This window comes from Herbaspirillum rhizosphaerae, assembly GCF_001189965.1.
Taxonomy (GTDB): Bacteria; Pseudomonadota; Gammaproteobacteria; order Burkholderiales; family Burkholderiaceae_D; genus Herbaspirillum; species Herbaspirillum rhizosphaerae.
Genome location: NZ_LFLU01000007.1, coordinates 71,294 through 93,492, shown reverse-complemented (window position 1 = coordinate 93,492; position 22,199 = coordinate 71,294). Strand labels below are relative to the sequence as shown.

Below are 22,199 nucleotides of genomic sequence, written 5' to 3'. Positions count from 1 at the left end.
CGCTTCAGGTGAATTTGCTATAACTATATAAGTATCTTGTCGCTAAGGCCTCCCGGCACATGACAAAGACTCATATTAAAATGAGGCTTCTGAAAGGATTCCTCCGACCATGCCTTACCTGACCATCGAAGATACCATCGGCAATACGCCCTTGATTCAATTGCAACGTATCGGCGGCGAAGAAGTCGCGCGACGCAACAACATCATCCTCGGCAAGATGGAGGGCAACAACCCCGCCGGGTCGGTCAAGGACCGCGCCGCGCTGTCGATGATCCGCCGTGCCGAAGAACGCGGCCAGATCAAGCCGGGCGATACGCTGATTGAAGCCACCAGCGGCAACACCGGCATTGCGCTGGCTATGGTGGCGGCGATGCGCGGCTACAAGATGGTCTTGCTGATGCCGGAAAACCTCAGCGAAGAACGTCGTCAAAGCATGGCCGCCTACGGCGCCAAAATTGTGCTCACGCCCAAGAGCGGCGGCATGGAATATGCACGCGACCTGGCCGAACAGATGCAGAAGGAAGGCCAGGGCCTGATCCTCGACCAGTTCGCCAACGCCGACAATCCTTTGGCGCACTACGAAACCACCGGTCCCGAACTGTGGCGCGACACCGAAGGCCGCATCACCCATTTCGTCAGCGCCATGGGCACCACCGGCACCATCATGGGCGTATCGCGCTATCTGAAAGAACAGAATCCGGAGATCCAGATCATCGGCGCCCAGCCGGAGGAAGGTTCATCGATCCCGGGCATCCGCAAATGGCCGGAAGCCTATCTGCCGAAGATCTATGAAAAGCCGCGTGTCGATCAGCTGGAATATGTCAGCCAGGCCGCAGCCGAAAACATGGCGCGCAAGCTGGCGATGGTGGAAGGCTTGTTCTGCGGCATCTCCGCCGCGGGTGCATGTGAAGTCGCCTTGCGCGTTGCGCAGCAGGTGGAGAATGCGACCATCGTGTTCGTGGTCTGCGATCGCGGCGACCGCTATCTCTCTACGGGCGTGTTCCCGGCTTAAGCGCGGGAGTCAGTGAGCATCAGCGTGCAAATGATGAAGAAGCGGTGAGTGCATGTTCGTGTGTGCTCACCATAAAAAAAACGGAGCCTGAGGCTCCGTTTTTTTATTCCATGCCCGGTGTCGCAGGCGAACCCGGCTTCGGTTTGAATTGCTTGTCGCTGATGCGGAATTTCTCACGGCGATCGCCCATCAGTTCGCGCAGTTCGCGGATCGACAGTTCGCTGACTTCATGCATGCGAATCAGCAGCGATGCACCTACCGGCAGGCGACGATGACGGATCTTGCTGATCACCGGCGGAGCCACTTCCAGCGCGCGGGACAGGGCGGCATCGTTTTTCAGATGCAGCTTCTCGATCAGCGCGTCGAGCAGGTGGTTAGGATCGTAGTTGACTTGATCCGAGAGAGAGGTATCGTTGGTGCCATTAGGTGTAGTCATGATCGGACGTTCCATTATGCAGATGTTTATAAGGGCCTTGTTTGTGCAAGTGCTATTAGTTCTTGGTAAAACTGCAAAACGTGGTTAACCAGTTTCCATTTGAGGTGCCATTCTTTTCCCACTGCAACATACACAACTCGAACCAAGGCCATCGGGATCAGTCGGTCTGACTTGCCAGCCTTCACTATTCGTTTCCTTGTTTCTCACTTCGGTACTGGCAAAACGTCAATGTTGACGTCAGTACATTCAGTGAGAAAAGTCTATTACAAAATAGTTGCGAGAAATCACCTTCAATTTGTAACAGATATTAACAGGATTTTTTCTACATTTGGTGTTGTTTCTTTGACACGACAAAAGACAGCCGATTCCAGCCGTTTAAGCCGAGATCCCGCATGGTGGCGATGTTTCGTTCGAAAATGGCGCTTGCCTCGGGGAAAGCCTGGACGGCCCGATCGATGCTGCTTTCTCGCAACAGATGCAAAACAGGGTAGGGGGAGCGGTTGGTGAAGTTGTCGATATCGTCCGGCAGGGCGTCGGCGAATTGATAGTCGGGATGGAAACTGGCGATTTGCAGCTCGCCTTCCAGCCCGGCATCTTCCAGCACCTCGTCGGCAACATCGAGGAAGCTGTTGTAGTCCAGGAAGTCTTGCAAGACACGCGGATGGATCAGCACCGTGGTATCGATTACCTCGGGATCGCTGTCTTGCAGATGCTGCAACTCGCGCGACAAGTCCGCCGCGAGATCGGCCTCGGTCTCGGCATGGCTGACGACATAGCGGATCTGGTTTTTGACATATACCGATTTGGCAAAAGGACAAAGATTGAGGCCGATCACGGCCTCGCTGATCCAGGCTTGCGTGAGCGCAATGACGTCGTCGTCGGAAGGAAGTGGTGCGGTATTCATGGCGGCATTGTCTCATGAGGTCTGTGCAGAAGGCAGCGCAGACGGGGAGCGAAACGGTGGCAACGCCCGGAAATCGGCTATGCTTCACATCCTCGTGGCACCCGCGGTGCACATTCTCACTTAATACACGCACAAAACAAGACCGTCATGGCGCTCAAAGCAACCATCTTCAAAGCCGATCTGCAAATCTCCGACATGGACCGGCACTATTACCAGAACCACACCCTGACCATCGCCCGTCATCCATCGGAAACCGACGAACGCATGATGATCCGCGTGCTGGCTTTCGCGCTCAACGCCAGCGAATCGCTGACCTTCGGCAAAGGCTTGTCGGACGTGGAAGAGCCGGACATCTTGCAAAAGGACCTGACCGGCGCCATCGACCTGTGGATCGAAGTCGGCCAGCCCGACGACAAGCGCATCTTCAAAGCCTGCGGCCGCGCCGCGCGCGTGATCGTCTACAGCTACAGCAGCGTCAGCAATATCTGGTGGAACCAGACCGGCAGCCGTGTCGAACGCGCCAAGAACCTGACCGTCGTCAACATCGCCTCCGAAACCAGCCTGGCGCTGGAAAAGCTGGCGCAGCGAAATATGCAGCTGCAATGCACGATCCAGGACGGCCAGATCTGGCTGGGCAGCAACGAAGACATGGTGCAGATCGACCCGCAGGTGATCAAGCCCTAGGGCCTATGCATAGATGCCGGCAAACAGGTCGCGCACCGACGGCAGCGTATCGAGCGATGTGAGGCGGGACAGCAACAGCGCAGCGTTGTTGCCTCCGCCCGGGTTTCCTGCCGCCACGCATTTCACGAACTTGTCTTCGATTTCTTCCTGACGCATCGGGCATTGCGCCGCGCCGCGCGCATACGTCTGAAATCCTTCCACCCAGTCGCGGCCTGCGGCCTTGACCAGCACATTCGCTCCCTCAGGCGCCGCTTCGCAGGCGCCAGCCAGGCTCCAGCGCGGACCGACGGTTATCTTGACACGCTGCATCAGTGCAAGGACGCGCTGCTCCTGCAAGACCGCGCCGTCCAGATGCGCCAGCTCTACCGTGCCGTACAGCAAGGACACCGCGACGGCGAAGGGCATGCTGAATTGCGCTTCCTGCCGCGTCGCCGGCTTGTTGTAAATCAGATTGGCAAAAACGATTTGCGGCACGTCGCAGACGATCTCTTCAATCTCGTCCGCGTGAATGCCGTGCCGGGCGACGATGGCCATGGCGGCGTCGACGGCGGCGTGCGATGACAGGCAAAGCGGAATGCGCTTGAGGTCGACGCCGGGCGATTGCATGAACCACTGTGAGCCGAGCTGCGCGATCATGGCGACGTTGAATTCGCCGTGATTGAACAAGCCGGTGAATCCGTTCCAATGCTCGAAGGCATCGTGCGGCCCGCCGGCGCCCTGTGCCGCCAGCAGCGCCGCGACCACGCCGGCTTCCGCGGCGCGGCCTGCCATCAGGGGTTTGGCGTCGGTGCCGAAGCAGGCCTTCATGCCGCCCGTGCCGGCCACCGCCAGCCCCAGTGCCGAAGCAGTTTGTTTGCGGTCCAGCTTGAGCAGCCAGGCCGCCGCCGCACAGGCGCCGACAGGGCCGAGCACGCCGGTGGTCCACCATCCCTGGTCGTAAAGGATGCTGTTGGTGGCGGCGCCGACGGCGTATTCACATTCCGACCCGACAATAAAAGCGGTCAGCAGATCGCTGCCGGAAGCATTGCGCTTTTGCGCCACCGCAATGGCGGCCGGCGCGATCACCGCAGAGCCATGCACGAAGCCGGCATAGCAATTGTCGTCAAAATCCAGCGCATGCGCCGACGCGCCATTGACGAATGCCGCCGCCGGCGCAGAAAAAAAATGCGGATCGCCGACGACGGCGGCATCGCCGTGCGAACCGCCGTCCATGGCGATGGCGCGCGCGGTGCGGGCCACCGCCGTCGCCGAGCCGGCGAACGCAACGCCGACGGTGTCGAGCAGGCAGTTGGCGGCGATGCTGCGGACGGCGGCGGGAATATCGTTGTGCTGCAGGCCGCAGATCCAGTCGGCCAGGCGTTCAATGGCGGTAGGGTGAGTCATGGTGTGACGTTGTGTCATGGAGGAGAAAACGGAGGTAGTGCCTGCCCGATGCAATGTTGCCGCCGGCGCTGGTCCGGGACAACACGGCATCAGGCAATGAGGACGCCGGGGAAGGGCGTCGCAGACTTATTCCGGCAACGTACCGGCTGGCGCGCCCAGCCACTTCTTCGACATCTCGTCGATGGCGCCGTTGCTCTTGGCTTCGCGGATGATCTCGTTGAGTTTGGCGACCAGTTGCGGTTCACCCTTTTGCACGCCGATGTAGCACGGCGCGTTGGACAGGATGACCTTCAGGTCCATGCTGACCGACGGATCCTTGGCCTTGATCGTGGCCGCCACGGCGGTGCCGGTCGCAAACATCTGCGCCTGCCCGGCGAGGAAGGCCGAGACCGTGCCGTTGTTGTCTTCAAAACGCTTGATCACCGCGCCCGGCGCCAGACGCGAGAGTTCTTCGTCCTGCATCGAGCCGCGGGTCACGGCGATCACCTTGCCGGTGAGTTCGTTGTAGTTCTTGGCGAGGATTTCCTGCTTGCCGAAGACGGCGTCGAAGAAGGGCGCATAGGCGATGCTGTAGTCGATGACCTTTTCGCGCTCAGGCGTCTTGCCGAGTGAGGAAATGGTCAGGTCGGATTTCTTTGTCTGCAGATAGGCGACGCGGTTCGGGCCGGTGACCGGGATCAGTTCCAGTTTGACGCCGAGTTTTTTTGCGACCAGCGCCGCCATGTCGATGTCGTAGCCGCGCGGCGTCATGTCGGTGCCGACCGAACCGTAGGGCGGATAGTCGGTCGGTACGGCCACGCGGATGACTTTGCGCGCGAGGATGGTGCTGAGGGCGTCTTCCGCCATGGCGTTGCCGGAAACAGCGGCGGCAATCGAGACGGCAATCAGGCTAAGCAGGAGAGAGTGGCGTTTCATTTCGATATCCTTTCAGTGATATGCGTGGTGCACAAGTGAGTAGTGAAGTACGGGTAGTGTTGAAGCGGTTTGCATTGCCTTGGTCTTGAAAAGTGCTTGAACGTCAGTCGTCGCTTTTGCGCGCGCGTGTTCTGGAGACCCTGGGCAATTCGGTGTCTTCCGCGCCCCACCATTCGCCCATGCTCCACAGATTCTTTTCCGTCTCGGAGACCGAGGCCTTTACGTCGACCTTGGAGGTCGCCGCCATCAGCGCAACCAGGATTTCACTGACGAGGAAGGCGGGCACCAGCGTGTCGAAGAAAGAGGCGTTTTGCTTGCCGACCAGAATGGTCTCTGCCGCCATGCGCGCAATCGGCGAGCTGTCGCTGTCGGTGATGGCGATCAGCTTGACGCCGGCCTTGGCCAGATGTCCGGCGATCGACACCGCGCGACGAGAATAAGGGGCGATGCAGCAGACGAACAAGGCGTCCTTGGAGCCGGCCTGATGCATGATTTTCATCATGCCGCTTTCGCCGGCGCCGTCGATGAGCGTGATGTTCCTGGCGAAGTATTCCGAGACGTGGGAAAACTGAAACGCCACCGGAAACGATGAACGCAGTCCCAGGCAATAGATCGTGCGCGACGCCGACAATATCTTCACGGCGCGCACGATGGCGGCCAGGGTGTCGGCGCTGCACAGCGCCTGGATGTGCGCGATGGCGTTGTTGGCGACGTCCAGCGCGAGTGCGGTCTCGCCGATCTTCTGGTTCAGCTCGACCAGGCCGTGGGCACGCTGGCTGTATTCGTTGCTGCGTGAACGCAGGTTGTTCTTGAACACTTCGCGGATATCGTCGTAACCCTCCATGCCGAGAAACTTGGCCAGGCGCGTCATGGTCGACGGCGGGATGCCGGCCAGCCGCGCCTGCTCGCGCATGGACATCACGGCAACTTCATGCGGATGATCGAGCACGAAGCTGGCGGCCAGACGCACCTGGCGCGGCAGGCTGTCGAAGCATTGCTTGATGTGCAGCACTAGCGCCTGCTGGGACCGCAAGGATTCGGACGGCTTCTGTGACTCTGGCGATGCTGATGTGGCTTGATTCACGTTGATGCTCCGCAATCGGGATATGCGGGGCATCAAGCAACATATGTGCCAATATTTTTTACAAATGATTCAAATGAATCATTTTTGCGGGGCATTTCAGCGTCCGAAAAAATCGCTGCGCAGGAGAGATTTGATTTTGATGATTCAAAAACAGCGGGCCGCGTGAATCAAATTGTCTGGAGCGGGAGTGACGCACTCCGTCATGAGCATCGACAATGCGCCACGATGGACACGGCGATGCTGCAACGTGGTGAGCCTGGTTTGAATTAGTTGCCCGAATGCAGTTCTCTGAGAATGCCGAGGAAGAGATCGGCGCGATAGGTGGAGGGACGCGACGATTCGGTGACCGCACAAATCTGATGCTGATAAGAAGGGCTGCCGTTTTTCACCTTCAGCGCATACCGCTTGCCGAGCAGTTGTACATAGTGCACCGGCAGGATGCCCAGATAGCTGCCGGTCGCCACCAGCAGGCCGATGGCCTCCAGACCGCCGGCATCCGGCCCGCGCGCGTAGCCCTCGGTGGCCAGCGCCTGATCGACGTAAGGATGCTGTCTGTATACCAGTGGCAGATCGCCCGTGCTGCGCTTCGGTTTCTTTGCGGCGCTATAGACGCGATGGGTTTCCGAGAAGAGCGGCAGGTAATTGAATTCCCCTTCGCGCGGATACTTGCCGCGGATCGCGATGTCGACGCGATGTTCGCGCAAAGCCTGGTTGAGATCGGGGAAGGTCATGACGCTGATTTCCGGCCGCACATTGGGTGCGCGCTCGCGCAGGATGGCCAGCGCTTCCGGGATCTTGCAGTCGGGATGCGTCAGCGTGTGCTCGACGATGCCGATCGACAGCGAGCCGGACAACACGCCATGCACGGCGTCGATCTCGGAGCGGATCCGCTCCAGCGAACGCAAGGCGTCCGACGCCAGCTTGAGCGCCACTTCACCCTCGGGCGTCAGCTTGAAACCGGCCGGGCCGCGCTCGCACAGGCGCACGCCGAGGCGCTCTTCCACTTCGCGCACGTGGCGGCTGATGGAGGCCTTGGACATGTGCAGGCGCTTTTCCGCCGCCGCGAAGCCGCCGGCCTGGGCCGCATTGCAAAACACCCGCAAGGAGCGCAGGTCGCGTTCATCGAAGTCCAGATGGATCATGGTTGCCTGCCGGGAAGGTAAGTAGATAGGTAGAGCACAAAAAATCAAAGGTATTGAATTTCAAGACTATACCTGCAAAACAATCATTTTTTATTATCTGCATTGCTTGCTAGAGTCAAACGCACTCGGCTGTGTCGGCACATGCGCTGGCGTTGATCTTGCATGGATGTCGCCTGGTTTTTATCTCTCATTTCCACATTCCGCCCAAAGGATCCCAGTTCATGGAACAACTTACCGTAGCGCCCCGCACCGGCCACAAAACATTGCTGTATTCGGAGCTGGTCACCGACATGACGGATCTGAAAGCGGACATCGCCATCCTCGGCGTGCCCTTCGGTTCGGCCTACACGCCGCGCCAATTCACCAACGATCAGAGCAACGCGCCGCAAGCGATCCGCGACGTGACCGACCGCATCGTGCGCGCGCCGGAACATTACGATTTCGACATCGACGGTCCCTTGCTGCAAGGACGCAGCGACATCCGCTTCGTCGATTGCGGCGATGTCTTGCCTGATCTTGCGGTACCCGGCGATCATCAGCGCCGCGCCGAGCTGGCGATCCGCCAGATCCTGCGCGGCGGCGGCATGCCTGTCGTGCTGGGCGGCGATCACGGCATCACCAATCCGGTCTTGCGCGGCTTCGATGAAGTCGGGCCGGTGACCATCGTGCATATCGATGCGCACCTGGACTGGCGCGACGAGGTCAACGGCGTGAAGGACGGTTTGTCGAGCGTGATCCGCCGTGCGTCCGAGCTGCCTTTCGTGAAGCATATCGTGCAGATCGGTTTGCGCGCGCAGGGCAGCGGACGTCCGGCCGATTACGAAGCCGCCAAAGCCTGGGGCGCCGATCTGATCTCGGCGTATGAACTGCACGACATCGGCATGGATGCGGTGCTGGCGCGCATCCCCGACGGCGGCAACTACTACCTGACCATCGACGCCGACGGCCTTGATCCGACCATCATGCCGGCCGTCGACGGCCCGGCGCCGGGCGGCGTGAGCTTCGTGCAGGCGCGCAAGCTGATTCACGGGCTGGTGAAGAAGGGACGCGTGGTCGGCATGGACATCGTCGAGATCCAACCGGTCAAGGACAACGCCAGCAAGCTGACGTGCGTCACCGCCGGCCGCCTGATCGTCAACCTGATCGGCGCGACCATTCGCGCTGGTTATTTCGACAAGAAAAACAAAGCGTAATTAATCCGAACCACTTCACCCCACACTTTCACTGAGGCTCTCATGGAACATACGCGCATTCGCAGATTCAACACCAAAGATACCTATCCCGAACAAAAGATCGACAACGACCTGTGCCAGGCGGTGGTCGCGCGCGGCACGACCGTATTCCTGCGCGGTCAGATCGGGCAGAACCTGGACACCTCGGAAAGCGTCTGTATCGGCGACGTCAAAGGCCAGACCGAACAGGCGATGTACAACATCGACATGCTGCTCAAGGAAGCCGGCGGCAAGCTGGAGCATATCTGCAAGGTGACGATTTATATCTCCGATCCACGCTATCGCGAAGATGTGTATCGCGTGGTCGGTCGCTGGCTCAAGGGTGTGTTCCCGGTATCGACCGGTATCGTGGTGTCGGCGTTTGCGCGTCCGGAATACCTGGTGGAAGTGGACGCAACTGCCGTTATTCCAGATTAAGAATTGCTCTGACGACTGACGGCGCGCTGCTTGATCTGCTCAAGCAGTCGCTGTCCTTCTTCGCTGTTGAACCAGGCCGCGTGGCCGAGGTAGTAAGTGTCGTAGGCCAGCGAGGCATTCTTCGCCGAGCGCGTGATGCCGTGGAAGTAGGCCAGTTCGGCCAGTGCAAATTCCGCATGCACCAGCGGCAGCAAGGCTGCCAGCGCTTGCCATTGACGCGCGCTCAGCGGACGGATCAGGTGATAGCCGTCCAGCATGGCATCGAGCAGATCGGGATGGACCACGTTCTGCTTGCCTGCCTGCGCATTTTGCTTATCTTGTATCGACAGCCACTCGATGATATTGCGCTCGATCGCCGTCGCCAGATCGTGCAGGGCGCAGGTGCGGTCGCTGAGGCCGAAGTCGAGGATGGTTTCCACGCCGGCCGCCGCACTGCGGTCGGTCCACAGCAGATTCGAGGCATGCCAGTCGTTGTGCGTCCACAGCGGAGTGAGCTCGTCCAGGTAAGGACGCAGCCGGTCGTGGAAGGGCAGCAGCGTGGTCGCGGTTTCATCGCGCCAGTTGCGATGCTTCAGATAATCGCCGATGGCCGGGCGCTGTCCGACATAGTCTTGCAGCGCCGGCATCGGGTCTTGCTGCGAAAAAATCGTGAAGCTCGACACCAGCGCCTGCGCCTTGCGGGCGGGCGCCGCGTAGCCTTCTGCCGCCAGATGCAGGCGCGCCAGCGCCTTGCCGGCTTCGTGCGCATGCACGCGGCTGCTGAACGGCGTCCATGACACAGCGTCGCGGTACAGGTCGATGCCTGAGGCGACGCTATGCACTTCATACGTCCAGTGATCGTCGGTGACGGCGGTGGCGCCGTCGCTGGTGGTCAGCACTTCGCTCACGGCGATGCCGCGGCTGCGCAGGTGATTGATGAAGCGGTGTTCTTCGCTCAGTCCGTCGACGTCGCGCACCGAACTATGGTGGCGCTTGACGAACACTTCCATCGTTGACGTCGTCATCACGCAGCCGGCCGAGAACGGGCGCGGGCTATGCCACACCAGACGCTTCGGGATCCCGGCCTGCGGATAGTGCTGCAGCACGCGCGTGACTTCGGCCGAGGTCAGCGCCGGCCAGTCCGAAATCACCGTGTCGGCATTCATGCCGTGGCTGAGGACGCGGGTCAGGTGATGGGAAGCGGCTTCCATGCAGGCGCTCGCCGCTCAGAAATCGTATTGCACGGTCAGGCGCGCCAGACGCGGCGCACCGAGGTGCAGGTAACTGTCGCCCAGCGATTCGCCGGTGTCTTTCCAGTAGCGCTTGTCGAAGAGGTTGTCGACGGTCAGGCGCACCGTGGTCGGATGGCCGCTCATGCTGGTCTGGTAGCGCAAGCCGGCGTTGAAGATATGGTAAGCCGGCACGGTGGCGCTGCCGTCGCGCGTGGCGGCCTTGCTGCCGCTGTAGAGCCAGCTGCCTTGCAGATTCAGGCCGGGCAGGGCGGCCAGCGCGTAGTCGGCATACACCGCGCTGCGCACGCGCGGCACGTTGATGGCTTGCTTGCCGTCATAGGCCGGCGTGCCGGTGCCGTCGGCGCGCGCCTGGATGAAGGCCACGCTGGCGGCCAGGCGCAATTGGCGGGTGACGTTGCCGGAGGCGCCGAATTCGATGCCGGTGTGGGTTTCCTTGCCTTGCTGGACGTAGGTGAAGCTGGTGCCGCCGGCATCCGGCTGCGGGTATTCATAGGCCTTCTTCATGCGGAAGATAGCCGAGGTAAAGCTCAGGTCCTTGCTCCAGTCGTATTTGAAGCCGGCTTCCAGCTGGCGCGCCACCGACGGCGGCAGCGTGGTCGGGTAATTGCTTTCCCAGAACGCAGCCGCCGTGCCCATGGTCAGCGTCTCGGCATAGCTGCCGTACAGCGACATGTTGGCTTGCGGTTTGAAGATCAGCGCAAGTTGCGGCAGGAACTGGTTGCGGTCGGTGTCGCGCGTGGTGAGGCCGGTTGCGTTGTAGGTTTTTTCTTTCAGCCAGACCTGGCGTCCGCCGGCCAGCACTTGCCAGCGATCGTTGAACTGTACACGGTCGGTGAAGAAGATGGCTTGCTGGCGGCTGTCCAGATTGCGGTACGACGCCGGAATCGGATCGGTGGCGGCGGGCAGAACTGCCGGCGTTGCGCTGTAGATGTTGTCGCTGCCGACCGGAATCGAAATGCCGTCCGATTTGTCCACCACGCGGCGCGACATGCTCAGGCCCGCGGTCAGACTATGCTTGACGAAGCTGGTGTTGAAGTTGCCCTGCAAAACCGCCTGGCCTTCGTCGTTGCGGCGGGTGTCGTCGGGGCTGCGATAGTCGTAGACGTCAAAGTCGCCGTTGGCGGCGAACGTCGGCGAGAAGCTGGTCGCCACGTTGCTGCCGTAGGGGAAGGCCAGGTAGTCGTCGATGACGGCGCGGCTGCGGCCGAGGTTGACATAGGCGCTCCAGTCGGCATTGAGCTCGACGTCAAAGCGCGTATTCATGTTGAGCGAATCGATGCGCACCGGCTGCACCCAGGATTGCGGCGACAGCATGGTGCTCGGCGATACGTTGGACGGCACGGTCTTGCCGCCCAGCAGTTGGTAGCCGGCGACCGACTTTTGCGCTTTTTTCTGATACTCGATGTTGAACTGCAGGTGTGCTGTGGACGTGATGTCCCAGTTCGCCGCGACCGAGGCGAAGTCGCGATAGCCGTTGCTGTTGTTGACGTAGGAATTGATGTCTTCGTGCGCGGCGTTGACGCGCAGGCCGAATTGCTTGCGCTCGCCGAACAGCGTGCCGAGGTCGGTCGACACATAGCGCGAGCCGTTGGAGTCGGTGCCGAACATGACCGAGCGCACATCCGCCGGACGCTTGGTCACGTAGTTGACCAGGCCGCCGGCATTGACGACGCCGCCTTGCAGGCCGGACAAGCCTTTGATGATCTCGACCTGTTCCTTGTTTTCCAGCGCGATGTTCTGTTCGCCGACCACCGACAGGCCGTTGATGCGATAACCGCTCGCCAGATCCAGCGGAAAACCGCGCACGCTGATGTTCTCGTAATAGCCGACCGGTGCATAGTTTTCACCGATGCTGGCGTCGTTCTTGATGACGTCGCTGAGCAGGCGGGCTTGCTGGTCTTTCAGTTGCGCTTCGGTGACGACGGTGACCGAAGCGGGCGTGTCGAGCAGCGGCGTGTCGCCGAAACCGGCGATGTTCGACGAGCGTGCGCGATATACCGGAGCGGATGCACTTTCGGCGGTGACGCTGACGGTCGGCAGCGAGCCGGCTTCAGCCGGCTCTTCGGCGCGGGCGCCGGTGCTGAAGACGCACGGCGCGCTGGCCAGCGTGAGGGAAATGGCGAGAGGAGAAAAACGTTTCATCGGTGTTGCTTTACTTTTTTGAAGACGATACAAGCGGAAGGTCGCTGACTATTCACTACTGCCGGACTATTGCCCGCGTGCGGTACGCACGGCGCGCGCCAGATCGATGACCGACATGGCGTAGAAATAGCTGCGGTTGTACTGGGTGATGGCGAAGAAGTTGTTGGTCGCCAGCCAGTGCTCGGTCGGCGCCGCGCCGTTTTGCAGATCGACCACGCCGTAGCGCAGACCGGCCGGCAATTCCGCGCCCGGCACCACGCCGGCGGCTTTCAGCTCATCCGGCGAGAACTTGGCTTCGAGGCCCTGGTTGATCAGGTCTTCCGCCTTGGCGGCATCGGTGACGGTGGCCGGGAACACGGTCGGTTCGCCGCGCTGCCAGCCATGGATCTTGAGGAAATTGGCGACGCTGCCGATGGCGTCCACCGGCGAGCTGCGCAGATCGATTTTGCCGTTGCCGTCGAAGTCGACGGCGTACTGGCGGATGCTGCTTGGCATGAATTGCGGCCAGCCGATGGCGCCGGCGTACGAGCCCAGCAATGAGAACGGATCGATGTTCGACTCGCGCGCAAACAGCAGTGTGCTTTCCAGCTCGCCGCGGAAGAAGGCCATGCGTGCGTCGCGGTTGGCGGTCTTGGGATAATCGAAGGTCAGCGTGGTGATCGCGTCCATCACGCGGAAGTTGCCGGTATTGCGGCCGTATACGGTTTCCACGCCGATGATGCCGACGATGATTTCGGCCGGCACGCCGTATTGCGCTTCGGCGCGCGACAGCGCCAGTTCGTGCTCATTCCAGAAATCGACGCCGGCGTTGATGCGTTTCGGTTCGACGAAACGGGCTCGGTAGGCTTGCCAGTTTTTCGGCTTGCCGCTGGGCGCGGGTTTGATCAGCTGGATGGCGGTGTCGAGATAGCGCGCCTTGCTGAAGACCGCTTGCAGCGCAGCCTTGTCGAAGCCGTTGCGCTCGACCATCTCGTCGATGAAGGCGTTGACTTCCTTCCATTGGCTGAAGTTGGCGAATTCGCCGTCGTCGGTTTCTGCTGCTTTTTTCTTCGGCTTGGCTTTTTGTTTGGCAGTTTTGCTGCTGGCCTTGCTCTTGGCCTTGGCCGTCGTCGACTCTGCATGAACGGCCACCGGGCTCAGGAAGGCCAGGGAAAGTGCGAACAAGCCAAGCAGGGAAGAGGGTGAACGGAAGCGGAAGCTATGTTTCATCGACATGGATAGGAAGCGCAAGGTCAGAGAAAATCAGAGAAATCGGAATGCACCATCGCGCCGCTGCTCGTAAGCTGGCTGACAGGCAAGTCAGCCAGTATACATGACCACTGCGATGATCGACCGGGCGGCCCACGCCGCGCCCGCCTTGTGGATGTACACTAGAGTCGAAACGGTCGACATTCAGGCACCCAGCGTTCTGCGAAGAGCCTGAAGCGATGGAGATGACAATGAGCGAGACCTGCTGACGGGCAGATATTCAAAAAGACAACAATGACTACCGCTTTCTATACCCATGCCGAGTGCCAGCGCCACGAGATGGGCGAGTGGCATCCCGAGACGCCGTTGCGCCTGCAGGCGATTGAAGACCAACTGATCACCAGTCGCATCGACCAGTTTATCGAGCGCCGCGAAGCCCCGCTGGCCGAAGTCGCCGACATCGAACGCATCCACACCGCCAATGCGGTATCGCTGATCCGGGACAATGCCGCGGCGTTGGCTGAAAGCGGCACGGCGCACTATCCGCTCGATGGCGACACTTCCATCAACAAGCATAGCTGGAAAGCCGCCCTGCGCGCCGCCGGTGCGGCGGTGGCGGCGACCGATGCGGTGATCGCTGGCGAGCTGGAAAACGCCTTTTGCTCGGTGCGTCCGCCGGGGCATCACGCCACACCGACCACGCCAATGGGTTTTTGCCTGTTCAATAATGTCGCCATAGCGGCGCGCCACGCCATCGACATGCACGGGCTGGAGCGCGTCGCCGTGGTCGACTTCGACGTGCATCACGGCAACGGCACGGAAGAAGCCTTCAAACACGATCCGCGGGTGCTGATGGTGAGTTTCTTCCAGCATCCGTTTTACCCGTTCAGCGGCGCCGATCCGGCCGAGCCGCATATTCTGAATGAGCCCTTGCCGGCGTATACGGCGGGCGATGTGGTGCGCAAGCTGGTGACGGAAAAATGGCTGCCGGCGCTGCACGCGCATCAGCCGCAGATGATCTTCATCTCGGCCGGTTTCGATGCCCACCGCGAGGACGACATGGGGCAGATGGCGCTGGTCGAGGCCGATTACGCCTGGATGACGAAACAGATCATGGACGTCGCCCGGCAATATGCGCGCGGCCGCATCGTCAGTTGCCTGGAAGGCGGTTACAACCTGTCGGCGCTGGGTCGCAGCGTGGTGGCGCATCTCAAGGTGCTGGCCGATCTCGACTGAGGTCCGGAGTCCGGTTCGGGGCGATTCCTTACGACGCTTCCAGTCTTTCGTAGGCAGCGACGATGGCGTCCGCCACGGCGCGTACGCGGGCGGTGCGGTTGAGATCGTCATGCAGCACCAGCCACATGTCATAGGGCTCGGAACGTTCCGGCCAGATCCGCACCAGTTGCGGCGAGGCGTCAGCCATATAGGCCGGCAACTCGCCGATCCCCAATCCAGCTGTCACTGCTTCCATCAGCATCAATCCCGAACTGACTTCCATCGCCACGCGCGCATTGGCGGTCGATTCGCCGCAGATACTTTCGAATTGCGAGGCATACACGGCACGCTGATAGATGACGACGTCATGTCCTGCCAGAGCCGTTCCCGGTTGCGGCACGCCGCGTTTTTTTACGTAGGCTTTTGAGGCGTACAGGCCGAGGGACAGCCGTTTCAGATGGCGCGAGATCAGATCCGGGCTGGTCGGGCGCAGGCTGCGCACCGCCAGGTCGGCTTCTCGGCGGGTCAGGTTGGAGACTTGGGTGGAAGTCGTCAGCACCACGCGGATCGCCGGATGCTCGGCCGCCAGTTGTTGCATGGCGGGTATCAGGATGTGCTTGGCCATGGTATCGGTCGCCGCCACGCGCACCACGCCACACAGGCGCTCGTCGATGCCCTGCATCTGGCGCTGCAGCTGGTCGGCGGCTTGCTCCATCTTTTCCACGGCGGCAATCGCCAGATCGCCGGCCGGCGTGGCGACATAGCCTGCCGGCGTGCGCAGGAACAGCCGTGCTCCCAGCGATTTTTCCATCGCATTGAGCCGGCGACCGACGGTGGCCTGGTCGATCTGCAATTGTTCAGCGGCGCCGCGCAGTGTGCCGGCGCGCTGGATCGCCAGGAAAATACGGGCGTTATCCCAGTCCATGATTCCAGTCCATGCTTGTCTCCAGGGGAGTAGAGGGAGGATTGTATGATGCATTTTTGCATCAGAGTCATGAGATTATGCTTATTTATTGCATTGCGCAAGAAGCATAGAATGGCATCCTTGCTCGCATTCCCGGTTGCCCGGACTGTCGTCACAAGCGATATCGCCGGCAACCTCTACAGAAAGAGAAGTGCCCCATGTCAACACAATGCCCCTCGCAGGCGGCCTCTGCCACTGTCACTGCAGCCGTTGCAGCGATGCCTGCACCCGCGCCCGCTGCAGCCAAACCGCATGCGCATACCGGTTTGCTGCCCCTGGTCACGCTCGCCATCGGCTTCGTCATGGCCATGCTGGACGTGACCGTCGTCAATGTCGGCCTGTCGTCGATTGAGAAAAGCCTCGCTACGCCGCTCAGCATGCTGGTGTGGATCGTCGACGGCTATACGCTGAGCTTTGCCGCCATGCTGCTGGTCGGCGGCGCACTGGCGGATCGCTACGGCGCCAAGAATATCTACCTGCTCGGTTTGGTGCTATTCGTGGTCGCCTCGCTGCTGTGCGGTGCTGCGCCCAACGGCGGCATGCTGGTGGCGGCGCGTCTGCTGCAAGGCCTCGGTGCGGCGTTCTTCATGCCGAGCTCGCTCAGCCTGCTGACCCATGTCTACGAAGACGACCGCGTGCGCGCCCGCATGCTGGGCGTGTGGTCGGCGACAGTCGGCGGTGCAGCCGCAGTCGGCCCGCTGGTGGGCGGCATCCTGATTCACTCTTTCGGCTGGCGCAGCGTGTTCCTGATCAACGTGCCGGTCGGCCTGTTGGGTTTGTTCATGGCGGTCAAGATGATTCCTGCGGTGGAGAAGCACATGCGTGCGCTGACCATCACCAGCCATTTCCTCGGCGTGCTGATGTTGGCGGCGCTGAGCTTCGTGCTGATCCAGGGCCCGGTCTACGGCTGGACCTCGATGCCCATCGTCACCGCCGTCATCGTGGTGTTGCTGGCGCTGGGTACTTTGGTGCAGCGTGAACGCAGCGGTTCGGCGCCATTGTTGCCGCGGGCCTTGTTCGCCACGCCGCAGTTCGCGGCGGCCAACGGCATCGGCTTCCTGATCAATTTCGGCGTGTACGGCCAGTTCTTTTTCCTGGCGCTGTTCCTGCAGCAGGCGCGTGGGGCGGACGCTTTGCAAACCGGTTTGCAGATGGTGCCGATGATGGCGGTGATTTTCATAGGCAATCTGAATTCTGGACGCATGACGGCGCGTTGGGGCCCGCGTCTGCCGTTGCGCCTTGGCCTGACGGTCGGCGCGGTGTTTTCGGCATTGCAGATGGCGCTGACACCCGAGACGCCTTACTGGATGGTGGCCGTGGCCGGCGCGCTGGCCAATCTGGGTATCAGCACGGCGATCCCGGCCATGACCACTGCGGTGATGCAAGTGGCGGGCAAGGTCAATTCCAACAGCGCTGCCGCTGCGCTCAACGCGAATCGCCAGATCGGCGCGCTGGTCGGCGTGGCGTTGATGGGGGCGATCCTGCACACCTTTACCGGCTGGACCACCCGCATCGCGCTGGCCTATGGCGTGATTGCCGTCGTCTATGTACTGGCGCTGGTGCTGGTGTTGCGTTACGTCAACGCGCGCTCGGCGGCGACTTCTGCGGCAGCGGTGTCAGCAACGAAATAGGCGTCGGATTGACTTCTTTTTAAGAGCAAATGCAGGGTAAATAGGCCGCAGGCCGTAAAATAGCGGCTTATTTTGCAAAAAGAAGAATTCCGCATGTCTATTCAATGGTTCCCAGGTCACATGAACGCCGCCCGCAAGAAGGCGGCGGAAGCAATGGAAAAGGTCGACCTGGTCATCGAGGTGCTCGACGCGCGCCTGCCACAGGCCAGCTGCAACCCGATGATCGAGCAGATTCGTCTGTTTCGTCAGCGTCCCTGCCTGAAGATCCTCAACAAGAGCGACCTGGCCGACCCGGCCGTCACGCAAGCCTGGATCGCGCATTACAACAGCCAGAAGAACGTCAACGCCGTCGCCCTGAGCTGCAAGAAGCCCAGCGACGTCGCCAAGGTGCCCAAACTGGCGCTGGCGCTGGCCTCGCATCGCGGCACCCCGCTCAAGCCGTTGCGCATGATGATCATGGGGATTCCCAACGTCGGCAAATCGACGCTGATGAACGCGCTGCTCAAGAAGCGCGTGGCCGCCGTCGGCGACGAACCGGCCGTGACCAAGACCCAGCAGCGCCTTTACCTGGGCAACAATATGGTCCTGATCGATACGCCCGGCATGCTCTGGCCGAAGATCATGCATCCCAGCGACGGCCTGATGCTGGCCGCCAGCCATGCGGTCGGCAGCAATGCGCTGATCGAAGAAGAGGTCGCGACCTTCCTCGCCGATGAACTGCTCAAGCGTTATCCGCAACTGCTGGCGGCGCGTTACGGTTTCAAGACCGAAGGCATGGACGGCGTGGCGGTGGTGGAGGGTGTGGCGGCCAAGCGCGGCTTCCGTCTCAAGGGCGGCGACTTCGACTATGAAAAGGCGGCGCATACTTTCCTGCAGGATTACCGCACCGGCGCGCTCGGACGCATCACGCTGGAAACCCCGCAGACACGCGCCGAACTCTTGGCGGCGTACAAGGAAGAACTGGCGATTGCAGCAGCAGAAGAGGCTGCCGAACTCGCCGCTGCCGAGGCGGAAGAAGCGGAAAGGAACCGCGGCCGCCCGGAGTAACGGCGCCGTGTTTCGGCAGGGACGAAAGCTCGCTCAGGCGGGCTTTTTTTTATTGTTGCTATGTATCAGATAGCGCGTGGCCGTAATGAGTTGTAAAAACGTGGTCGCCGAGCATGTTTCGGTTTTACATTACGGCGTACTCAACATTCCATTCTTTACCGGTAAAACGGGTGTGGATAGTCTTATTGCTGTGACGGAGGAATTCGAACCCTCGATACAGGAACCGATGCATCTGCAGTGTTGCCGGCTATATCCCCGGCATGCAACGACTGCGCGTACACGAGATAACCATGGCCGATAGCGTTTTTCTCAAGATCGAGTTTTATCTTCTTATCTTTTTCTCGCTGGTGGTGCCGGCGGCCATCTTCGCCACGATGCTGCTGAAGCGGGCGCTGGCGCGTTCCATCGTGCTGCTGTTCGGCATGTTGCTGCTGGTGCTGGCGGGGATCGATATCGTGCTGCTGAAGAAGCTGGCGTGGCTGGCGCGAACTTCGCTGTCCTCGCTCGACGACGGTTTCTTCAATTCGGAAATGTCGCTGTGCCTGTATCTGCTGCCGGCCTTTCTGGGCGGCGTCGGCACCAATGTAATTTCGCACATCCTGATCCGGCATCTGCGCGAGGCGGAGGACAAGTTCGACCGCGAGCAGCCGGGGCATTGGCGTTAATTGGCGTGAGGCGATGCCAATAAATGCCTATAAAAAAAGCCGCCCTTAGGCGGCTTTTTTGCTCAGCGTCCTGATTACCAGGAAGTCACGACCGAGTTCTTGTACTTCTCGGTCACGAATTTCTTGATTTCCGGGCTGTGGTAAGCCTTGATCAGCTTGGCGACCCATGGCTTGTCCTTGTCTTCGACGCGCACGGCGATCACGTTGACGTAAGGGCCCTTGGGCGCTTCGATGGCGATGCCGTCCTTGGTTGGCGACAGGCCGGCGGATTCGGCGAAGTTGCCGTTGATGGCGGCAGCGTCGAAGTCATCCAGCGAGCGTGGCAGCTGGGCCGCGTCCAGTTCGACGATCTTGACCTTCTTCGGGTTGTCGATGATGTCCAGCGGCGTTGCCTTCAGGCCTGCGTCCGGCTTCAGCTTGATCACGCCTTGCGCTTGCAGCAGCAGCAGCGCACGGCCGCCGTTGGTCGGATCGTTAGGCACGCCGATGCGGGCGCCGTTCTTCAGATCCTTCAGCGACTTGATCTTCTTGGAGTACACGCCCATCGGGAAAGTGATGGTGGTGCCGACGCTGACCAGCTTGTAGCCGCGGTCTTTGACTTGTGCATCGAGGTACGGCTGGTGCTGGTAGCTGTTGGCATCCAGGTCGCCGGCGGACAGTGCGGCGTTCGGCTGGATGTAGTCGCTGAATTCAACGATTTGCAGCTTCAGGCCGTCTTTCTCGGCGAGCTTTTTCACTTGTTCCAGGATTTCAGCGTGCGGGCCGCCGGTGGCGCCGATCTTGATCGGCTTGTCCTGCGCCAGGACCGGAGCGGAGACAAGGCTGGCAGCAACGCCAAGGCCTGCGAAAAACTGGATTAATTGACGACGATTCATTGTTTCCCTTTCACTCTTCAAAGATGACAGCGGATAGCTGCTTTAATTATTTTTGAACCTGTTTGCGATCTGTAGCGAGAGGCCATCAGCCGGTGGCGGCCGGAGCACAGGAACCGGAATGTACTTGAGTACATGAGGATTCCGAGCACCGCCCGACGCCGGCTGATGGCCTCGCAGTAAGATCGCGAACAGGTTCTAACGGTGGCTCAGGCGCCGCACCAGGACATCCCCCAGCGTCTGCACCAATTGTACAAATACGATCAGGATCAGCACCACCGCCAGCATCACTTCCGGCAGGAAGCGCTGATAGCCGTAGCGGATGCCGAGGTCGCCCAGGCCGCCGCCGCCGATCGCGCCGGCCATGGCCGAGTAGCCGACCAGGCTGACGAAGGTGATCGTGAGACCCGCGACGATACCAGCAAACGCTTCCGGCACCAATACTTTATAAATGATTTGCCAGGTGGTTGCGCCCATGGCCTGCGCCGCTTCGACCAGGCCGTGATCTACTTCGCGCAGCGCGGTTTCCACCAGGCGTGCGATGAACGGCGCCGAGGCAATCGTCAGCGGCACGATGGCGGCGGCAGTGCCGATCGAGGTGCCGACGAAGAAGCGCGTGAACGGGATCACCGCCACCAGCAAGATGATGAACGGCGTCGAACGCACGGCATTGACCAGCAGGCCGGCGATGCGGTTGAAGGCGAGGTTGGGCAGGATGCCCTTGCGTTCGGTCAGGTGCAGGGCGATGCCCAGCGGTACGCCGAACACGGCGCCCAGCAGGCCGGAGATGCCGACCATCATCAGCGTTTCGCCGAAGGAGCTGATAAAGAGATCAATCAGTTCAGATGACATGGTTCAGCTCCTCCACCACGACGCCTTGCGCACGCAGGTAATTCATTGCATTGGTAATGTTCTCAGGGGTGCCGTTGGCGAGGATCGCCAGCGAGCCGAACGCCTGCCCTTGGATTTCGTCGATCTGGCCGTGCAGGATGTTGAAGTCCAGGTCGTAGCGGCGCACCGCTTCCGACAGATGCGGCTGGTCCACGCCCGAGCCGGTGAAGGCGAAGCGGAACAGGTGGTCGGTGCCTGCGCCATCCTTGCTATTGGCCAGACGCTCACGCAGGCGCGCCAGCACGCCCTTGGGCAGCTCATGCGCGATCACGTCGCCGATCAGGGCGCGCGTGACTTCGTGCTTCGGTTCGCGGAACACGTCCAGCACTTCGCCCTGTTCGATGACCTGGCCGGCTTCCATCACGGCGACGCGGTCGCAGATCACCTTGATGACTTCCATCTGGTGCGTGATCAGCACGATCGTCAGGCCGAGTTCCTTGTTGATCTTGCGCAGCAGCTCCAGGATGGAACGCGTGGTTTCCGGATCGAGCGCCGAGGTGGCTTCGTCCGACAGCAATACTTTCGGCTCGTTGGCCAGGGCGCGGGCGATGCCGACGCGCTGTTTCTGGCCGCCGGAAATTTGCGCCGGATAGCGGTTCTTCAATGCGGTCAGGCCGACCAGTTCCAGCAGCGGTTCCACCTTCCTGGCGATCTCGGCCTTGGACAGGCCGGCCAGTTCCAGCGGCAGGGCGATGTTGTCGTACACCGTGCGCGAGGACAGCAGGTTGAAGTGCTGGAAGATCATGCCGATGTGGCGACGCGCATCGCGCAGGTCGTCGGCCGACAGCGTGGTCAGGTCCTTGCCGTCGATGACGATGTTGCCGGTGGTGGGACGGTTCAGCAGGTTGATGGTGCGCACCAGCGTGCTCTTGCCGGCGCCGCTGCGGCCGATGATGCCGAAGACTTCTCCCTTGCGGATGGACAGGTTGACGTCGCGTACCGCGTCCACCGTACCGTTGTCGCTTTGGAAGCGCTGGGTGACCCCCCGTATTTCAATCATATTGCTTTCGATCATGTTGCAATGAAAAAGGCAGCAGGCCGGCCTCGTGGGCCACCTGCTGCCTATATTTTTTATATAGAAGCGTGATTTTATGAGGATTTCGTTACACGAGGAACTACATTTTGCATATTCCCTAATGAGAA

At 60.8% G+C, this 22,199-nt stretch carries 22 protein-coding genes and 1 other RNA gene; 9 read left to right on the top strand and 14 right to left on the bottom strand.

The genetic code is table 11. The annotated features are described in order from the left end of the window. The first annotated feature begins 109 nt into the window (after nucleotides 1-109). On the top strand, nucleotides 110-1,012 hold the full coding sequence (gene cysM, locus AKL25_RS11865) for a cysteine synthase CysM (protein ID WP_050477874.1): 903 nt from the start codon (nucleotides 110-112) through the stop codon (nucleotides 1,010-1,012). A gap of 103 nt (nucleotides 1,013-1,115) precedes the next feature. Here cysM and AKL25_RS11860 read toward each other — a convergent pair whose 3' ends face one another. Then, complete coding sequence (locus AKL25_RS11860) at nucleotides 1,116-1,448, bottom strand: hypothetical protein (protein ID WP_050477989.1); 333 nt, start codon at nucleotides 1,446-1,448, stop codon at nucleotides 1,116-1,118. 322 nt (nucleotides 1,449-1,770) lie between these two features. After that, the gene (locus AKL25_RS11855; protein WP_050477873.1) at nucleotides 1,771-2,352 is read right to left on the bottom strand and encodes a DUF1415 domain-containing protein; all 582 of its coding nucleotides are present in this window, start codon (nucleotides 2,350-2,352) and stop codon (nucleotides 1,771-1,773) included. A 147-nt stretch (nucleotides 2,353-2,499) separates the two neighbouring features. Between AKL25_RS11855 and AKL25_RS11850 the strand changes: the two genes are divergently transcribed. Next, nucleotides 2,500-3,036, top strand: a complete 537-nt coding sequence (locus tag AKL25_RS11850) for a YaeQ family protein (RefSeq protein WP_050477872.1) — start codon at nucleotides 2,500-2,502, stop codon at nucleotides 3,034-3,036. 3 nt (nucleotides 3,037-3,039) lie between these two features. Here the strand turns inward: AKL25_RS11850 and AKL25_RS11845 are convergent, their stop codons facing one another. The 3 genes from AKL25_RS11845 to AKL25_RS11835 form a co-directional block, all read right to left on the bottom strand. Then, nucleotides 3,040-4,419, bottom strand: coding sequence for an MmgE/PrpD family protein (locus AKL25_RS11845; RefSeq protein WP_050477988.1), 1,380 nt, complete (start codon nucleotides 4,417-4,419; stop codon nucleotides 3,040-3,042). Nucleotides 4,420-4,545: 126 nt separating this feature from the next. Continuing rightward, nucleotides 4,546-5,334, bottom strand: coding sequence for a transporter substrate-binding domain-containing protein (locus AKL25_RS11840; protein WP_050477871.1), 789 nt, complete (start codon nucleotides 5,332-5,334; stop codon nucleotides 4,546-4,548). 103 nt (nucleotides 5,335-5,437) lie between these two features. Then, complete coding sequence (locus AKL25_RS11835; RefSeq protein ID WP_240475720.1) at nucleotides 5,438-6,346, bottom strand: MurR/RpiR family transcriptional regulator; 909 nt, start codon at nucleotides 6,344-6,346, stop codon at nucleotides 5,438-5,440. A gap of 63 nt (nucleotides 6,347-6,409) precedes the next feature. On the opposite strand from AKL25_RS11835, the gene AKL25_RS24435 reads away from it, so the two are divergent. After that, complete coding sequence (locus tag AKL25_RS24435; RefSeq protein WP_167541874.1) at nucleotides 6,410-6,688, top strand: hypothetical protein; 279 nt, start codon at nucleotides 6,410-6,412, stop codon at nucleotides 6,686-6,688. On the opposite strand, the gene AKL25_RS11830 is transcribed toward AKL25_RS24435, so the two are convergent. Then, nucleotides 6,685-7,560 (bottom strand): LysR family transcriptional regulator, encoded by an 876-nt coding sequence (locus AKL25_RS11830; protein WP_050477869.1) that lies wholly within the window; start codon nucleotides 7,558-7,560, stop codon nucleotides 6,685-6,687. The two genes, AKL25_RS24435 and AKL25_RS11830, sit on opposite strands and share 4 nt — an antisense overlap. A gap of 221 nt (nucleotides 7,561-7,781) precedes the next feature. Here AKL25_RS11830 and AKL25_RS11825 point away from each other — a divergent pair, with 221 nt between their 5' ends. Both AKL25_RS11825 and AKL25_RS11820 read left to right on the top strand, forming a co-directional pair. Next, entirely contained in the window at nucleotides 7,782-8,753 is a 972-nt protein-coding gene (locus AKL25_RS11825; RefSeq protein WP_050477868.1) for an agmatinase, read from the top strand. Between the two features lie 42 nt (nucleotides 8,754-8,795). Next, nucleotides 8,796-9,209 carry a RidA family protein gene (locus AKL25_RS11820; protein ID WP_007882150.1) on the top strand — a complete coding sequence of 138 codons (414 nt, stop codon included), beginning with the start codon at nucleotides 8,796-8,798 and terminating at the stop codon, nucleotides 9,207-9,209. Here AKL25_RS11820 and AKL25_RS11815 read toward each other — a convergent pair. The 3 genes from AKL25_RS11815 to mltB all read right to left on the bottom strand — a co-directional run bounded on the left by AKL25_RS11815 (nucleotide 9,206) and on the right by mltB (nucleotide 13,798). Further along, a complete protein-coding gene (locus AKL25_RS11815; RefSeq protein WP_050477867.1) occupies nucleotides 9,206-10,399 on the bottom strand; it encodes a phosphotransferase enzyme family protein in 1,194 nt (397 codons plus the stop codon). The two genes, AKL25_RS11820 and AKL25_RS11815, sit on opposite strands and share 4 nt — an antisense overlap. A gap of 15 nt (nucleotides 10,400-10,414) precedes the next feature. Further along, nucleotides 10,415-12,583 carry a TonB-dependent siderophore receptor gene (locus AKL25_RS11810; RefSeq protein ID WP_050477866.1) on the bottom strand — a complete coding sequence of 723 codons (2,169 nt, stop codon included), beginning with the start codon at nucleotides 12,581-12,583 and terminating at the stop codon, nucleotides 10,415-10,417. Between the two features lie 66 nt (nucleotides 12,584-12,649). Then, on the bottom strand, nucleotides 12,650-13,798 hold the full coding sequence (mltB, locus tag AKL25_RS11805) for a lytic murein transglycosylase B (protein WP_157050605.1): 1,149 nt from the start codon (nucleotides 13,796-13,798) through the stop codon (nucleotides 12,650-12,652). A gap of 267 nt (nucleotides 13,799-14,065) precedes the next feature. On the opposite strand from mltB, the gene AKL25_RS11800 reads away from it, so the two are divergent. Beyond that, nucleotides 14,066-15,007, top strand: coding sequence for a histone deacetylase family protein (locus AKL25_RS11800; protein WP_050477865.1), 942 nt, complete (start codon nucleotides 14,066-14,068; stop codon nucleotides 15,005-15,007). Nucleotides 15,008-15,035: 28 nt separating this feature from the next. Here AKL25_RS11800 and AKL25_RS11795 read toward each other — a convergent pair whose 3' ends face one another. After that, the gene (locus AKL25_RS11795) at nucleotides 15,036-15,911 is read right to left on the bottom strand and encodes a LysR family transcriptional regulator (protein WP_050477864.1); all 876 of its coding nucleotides are present in this window, start codon (nucleotides 15,909-15,911) and stop codon (nucleotides 15,036-15,038) included. A gap of 257 nt (nucleotides 15,912-16,168) precedes the next feature. On the opposite strand from AKL25_RS11795, the gene AKL25_RS11790 reads away from it, so the two are divergent. From AKL25_RS11790 to AKL25_RS11780, 3 genes are all read left to right on the top strand, one after another. Further along, a complete protein-coding gene (locus AKL25_RS11790; protein WP_050477863.1) occupies nucleotides 16,169-17,581 on the top strand; it encodes an MFS transporter in 1,413 nt (470 codons plus the stop codon). Between the two features lie 93 nt (nucleotides 17,582-17,674). Continuing rightward, nucleotides 17,675-18,628: a ribosome biogenesis GTPase YlqF gene (ylqF, locus tag AKL25_RS11785; protein WP_083444677.1), complete on the top strand. Its 954-nt coding sequence runs from the start codon at nucleotides 17,675-17,677 to the stop codon at nucleotides 18,626-18,628. A gap of 290 nt (nucleotides 18,629-18,918) precedes the next feature. Then, nucleotides 18,919-19,293, top strand: coding sequence for a hypothetical protein (locus tag AKL25_RS11780; RefSeq protein WP_050477861.1), 375 nt, complete (start codon nucleotides 18,919-18,921; stop codon nucleotides 19,291-19,293). A 74-nt stretch (nucleotides 19,294-19,367) separates the two neighbouring features. On the opposite strand, the gene AKL25_RS11775 is transcribed toward AKL25_RS11780, so the two are convergent. From AKL25_RS11775 to AKL25_RS11765, 4 genes are all read right to left on the bottom strand, one after another. Continuing rightward, complete coding sequence (locus AKL25_RS11775) at nucleotides 19,368-20,168, bottom strand: MetQ/NlpA family ABC transporter substrate-binding protein (RefSeq protein ID WP_050477860.1); 801 nt, start codon at nucleotides 20,166-20,168, stop codon at nucleotides 19,368-19,370. Nucleotides 20,169-20,227: 59 nt separating this feature from the next. Continuing rightward, nucleotides 20,228-20,302: non-coding RNA, sX9 sRNA (locus AKL25_RS23730), on the bottom strand. A 61-nt stretch (nucleotides 20,303-20,363) separates the two neighbouring features. After that, nucleotides 20,364-21,017 (bottom strand): methionine ABC transporter permease, encoded by a 654-nt coding sequence (locus AKL25_RS11770; protein WP_050477859.1) that lies wholly within the window; start codon nucleotides 21,015-21,017, stop codon nucleotides 20,364-20,366. After that, a complete protein-coding gene (locus tag AKL25_RS11765) occupies nucleotides 21,007-22,056 on the bottom strand; it encodes a methionine ABC transporter ATP-binding protein (protein ID WP_050477986.1) in 1,050 nt (349 codons plus the stop codon). Before AKL25_RS11765 ends, AKL25_RS11770 begins: the two co-directional genes overlap by 11 nt. Nucleotides 22,057-22,199 lie beyond the last annotated feature (143 nt).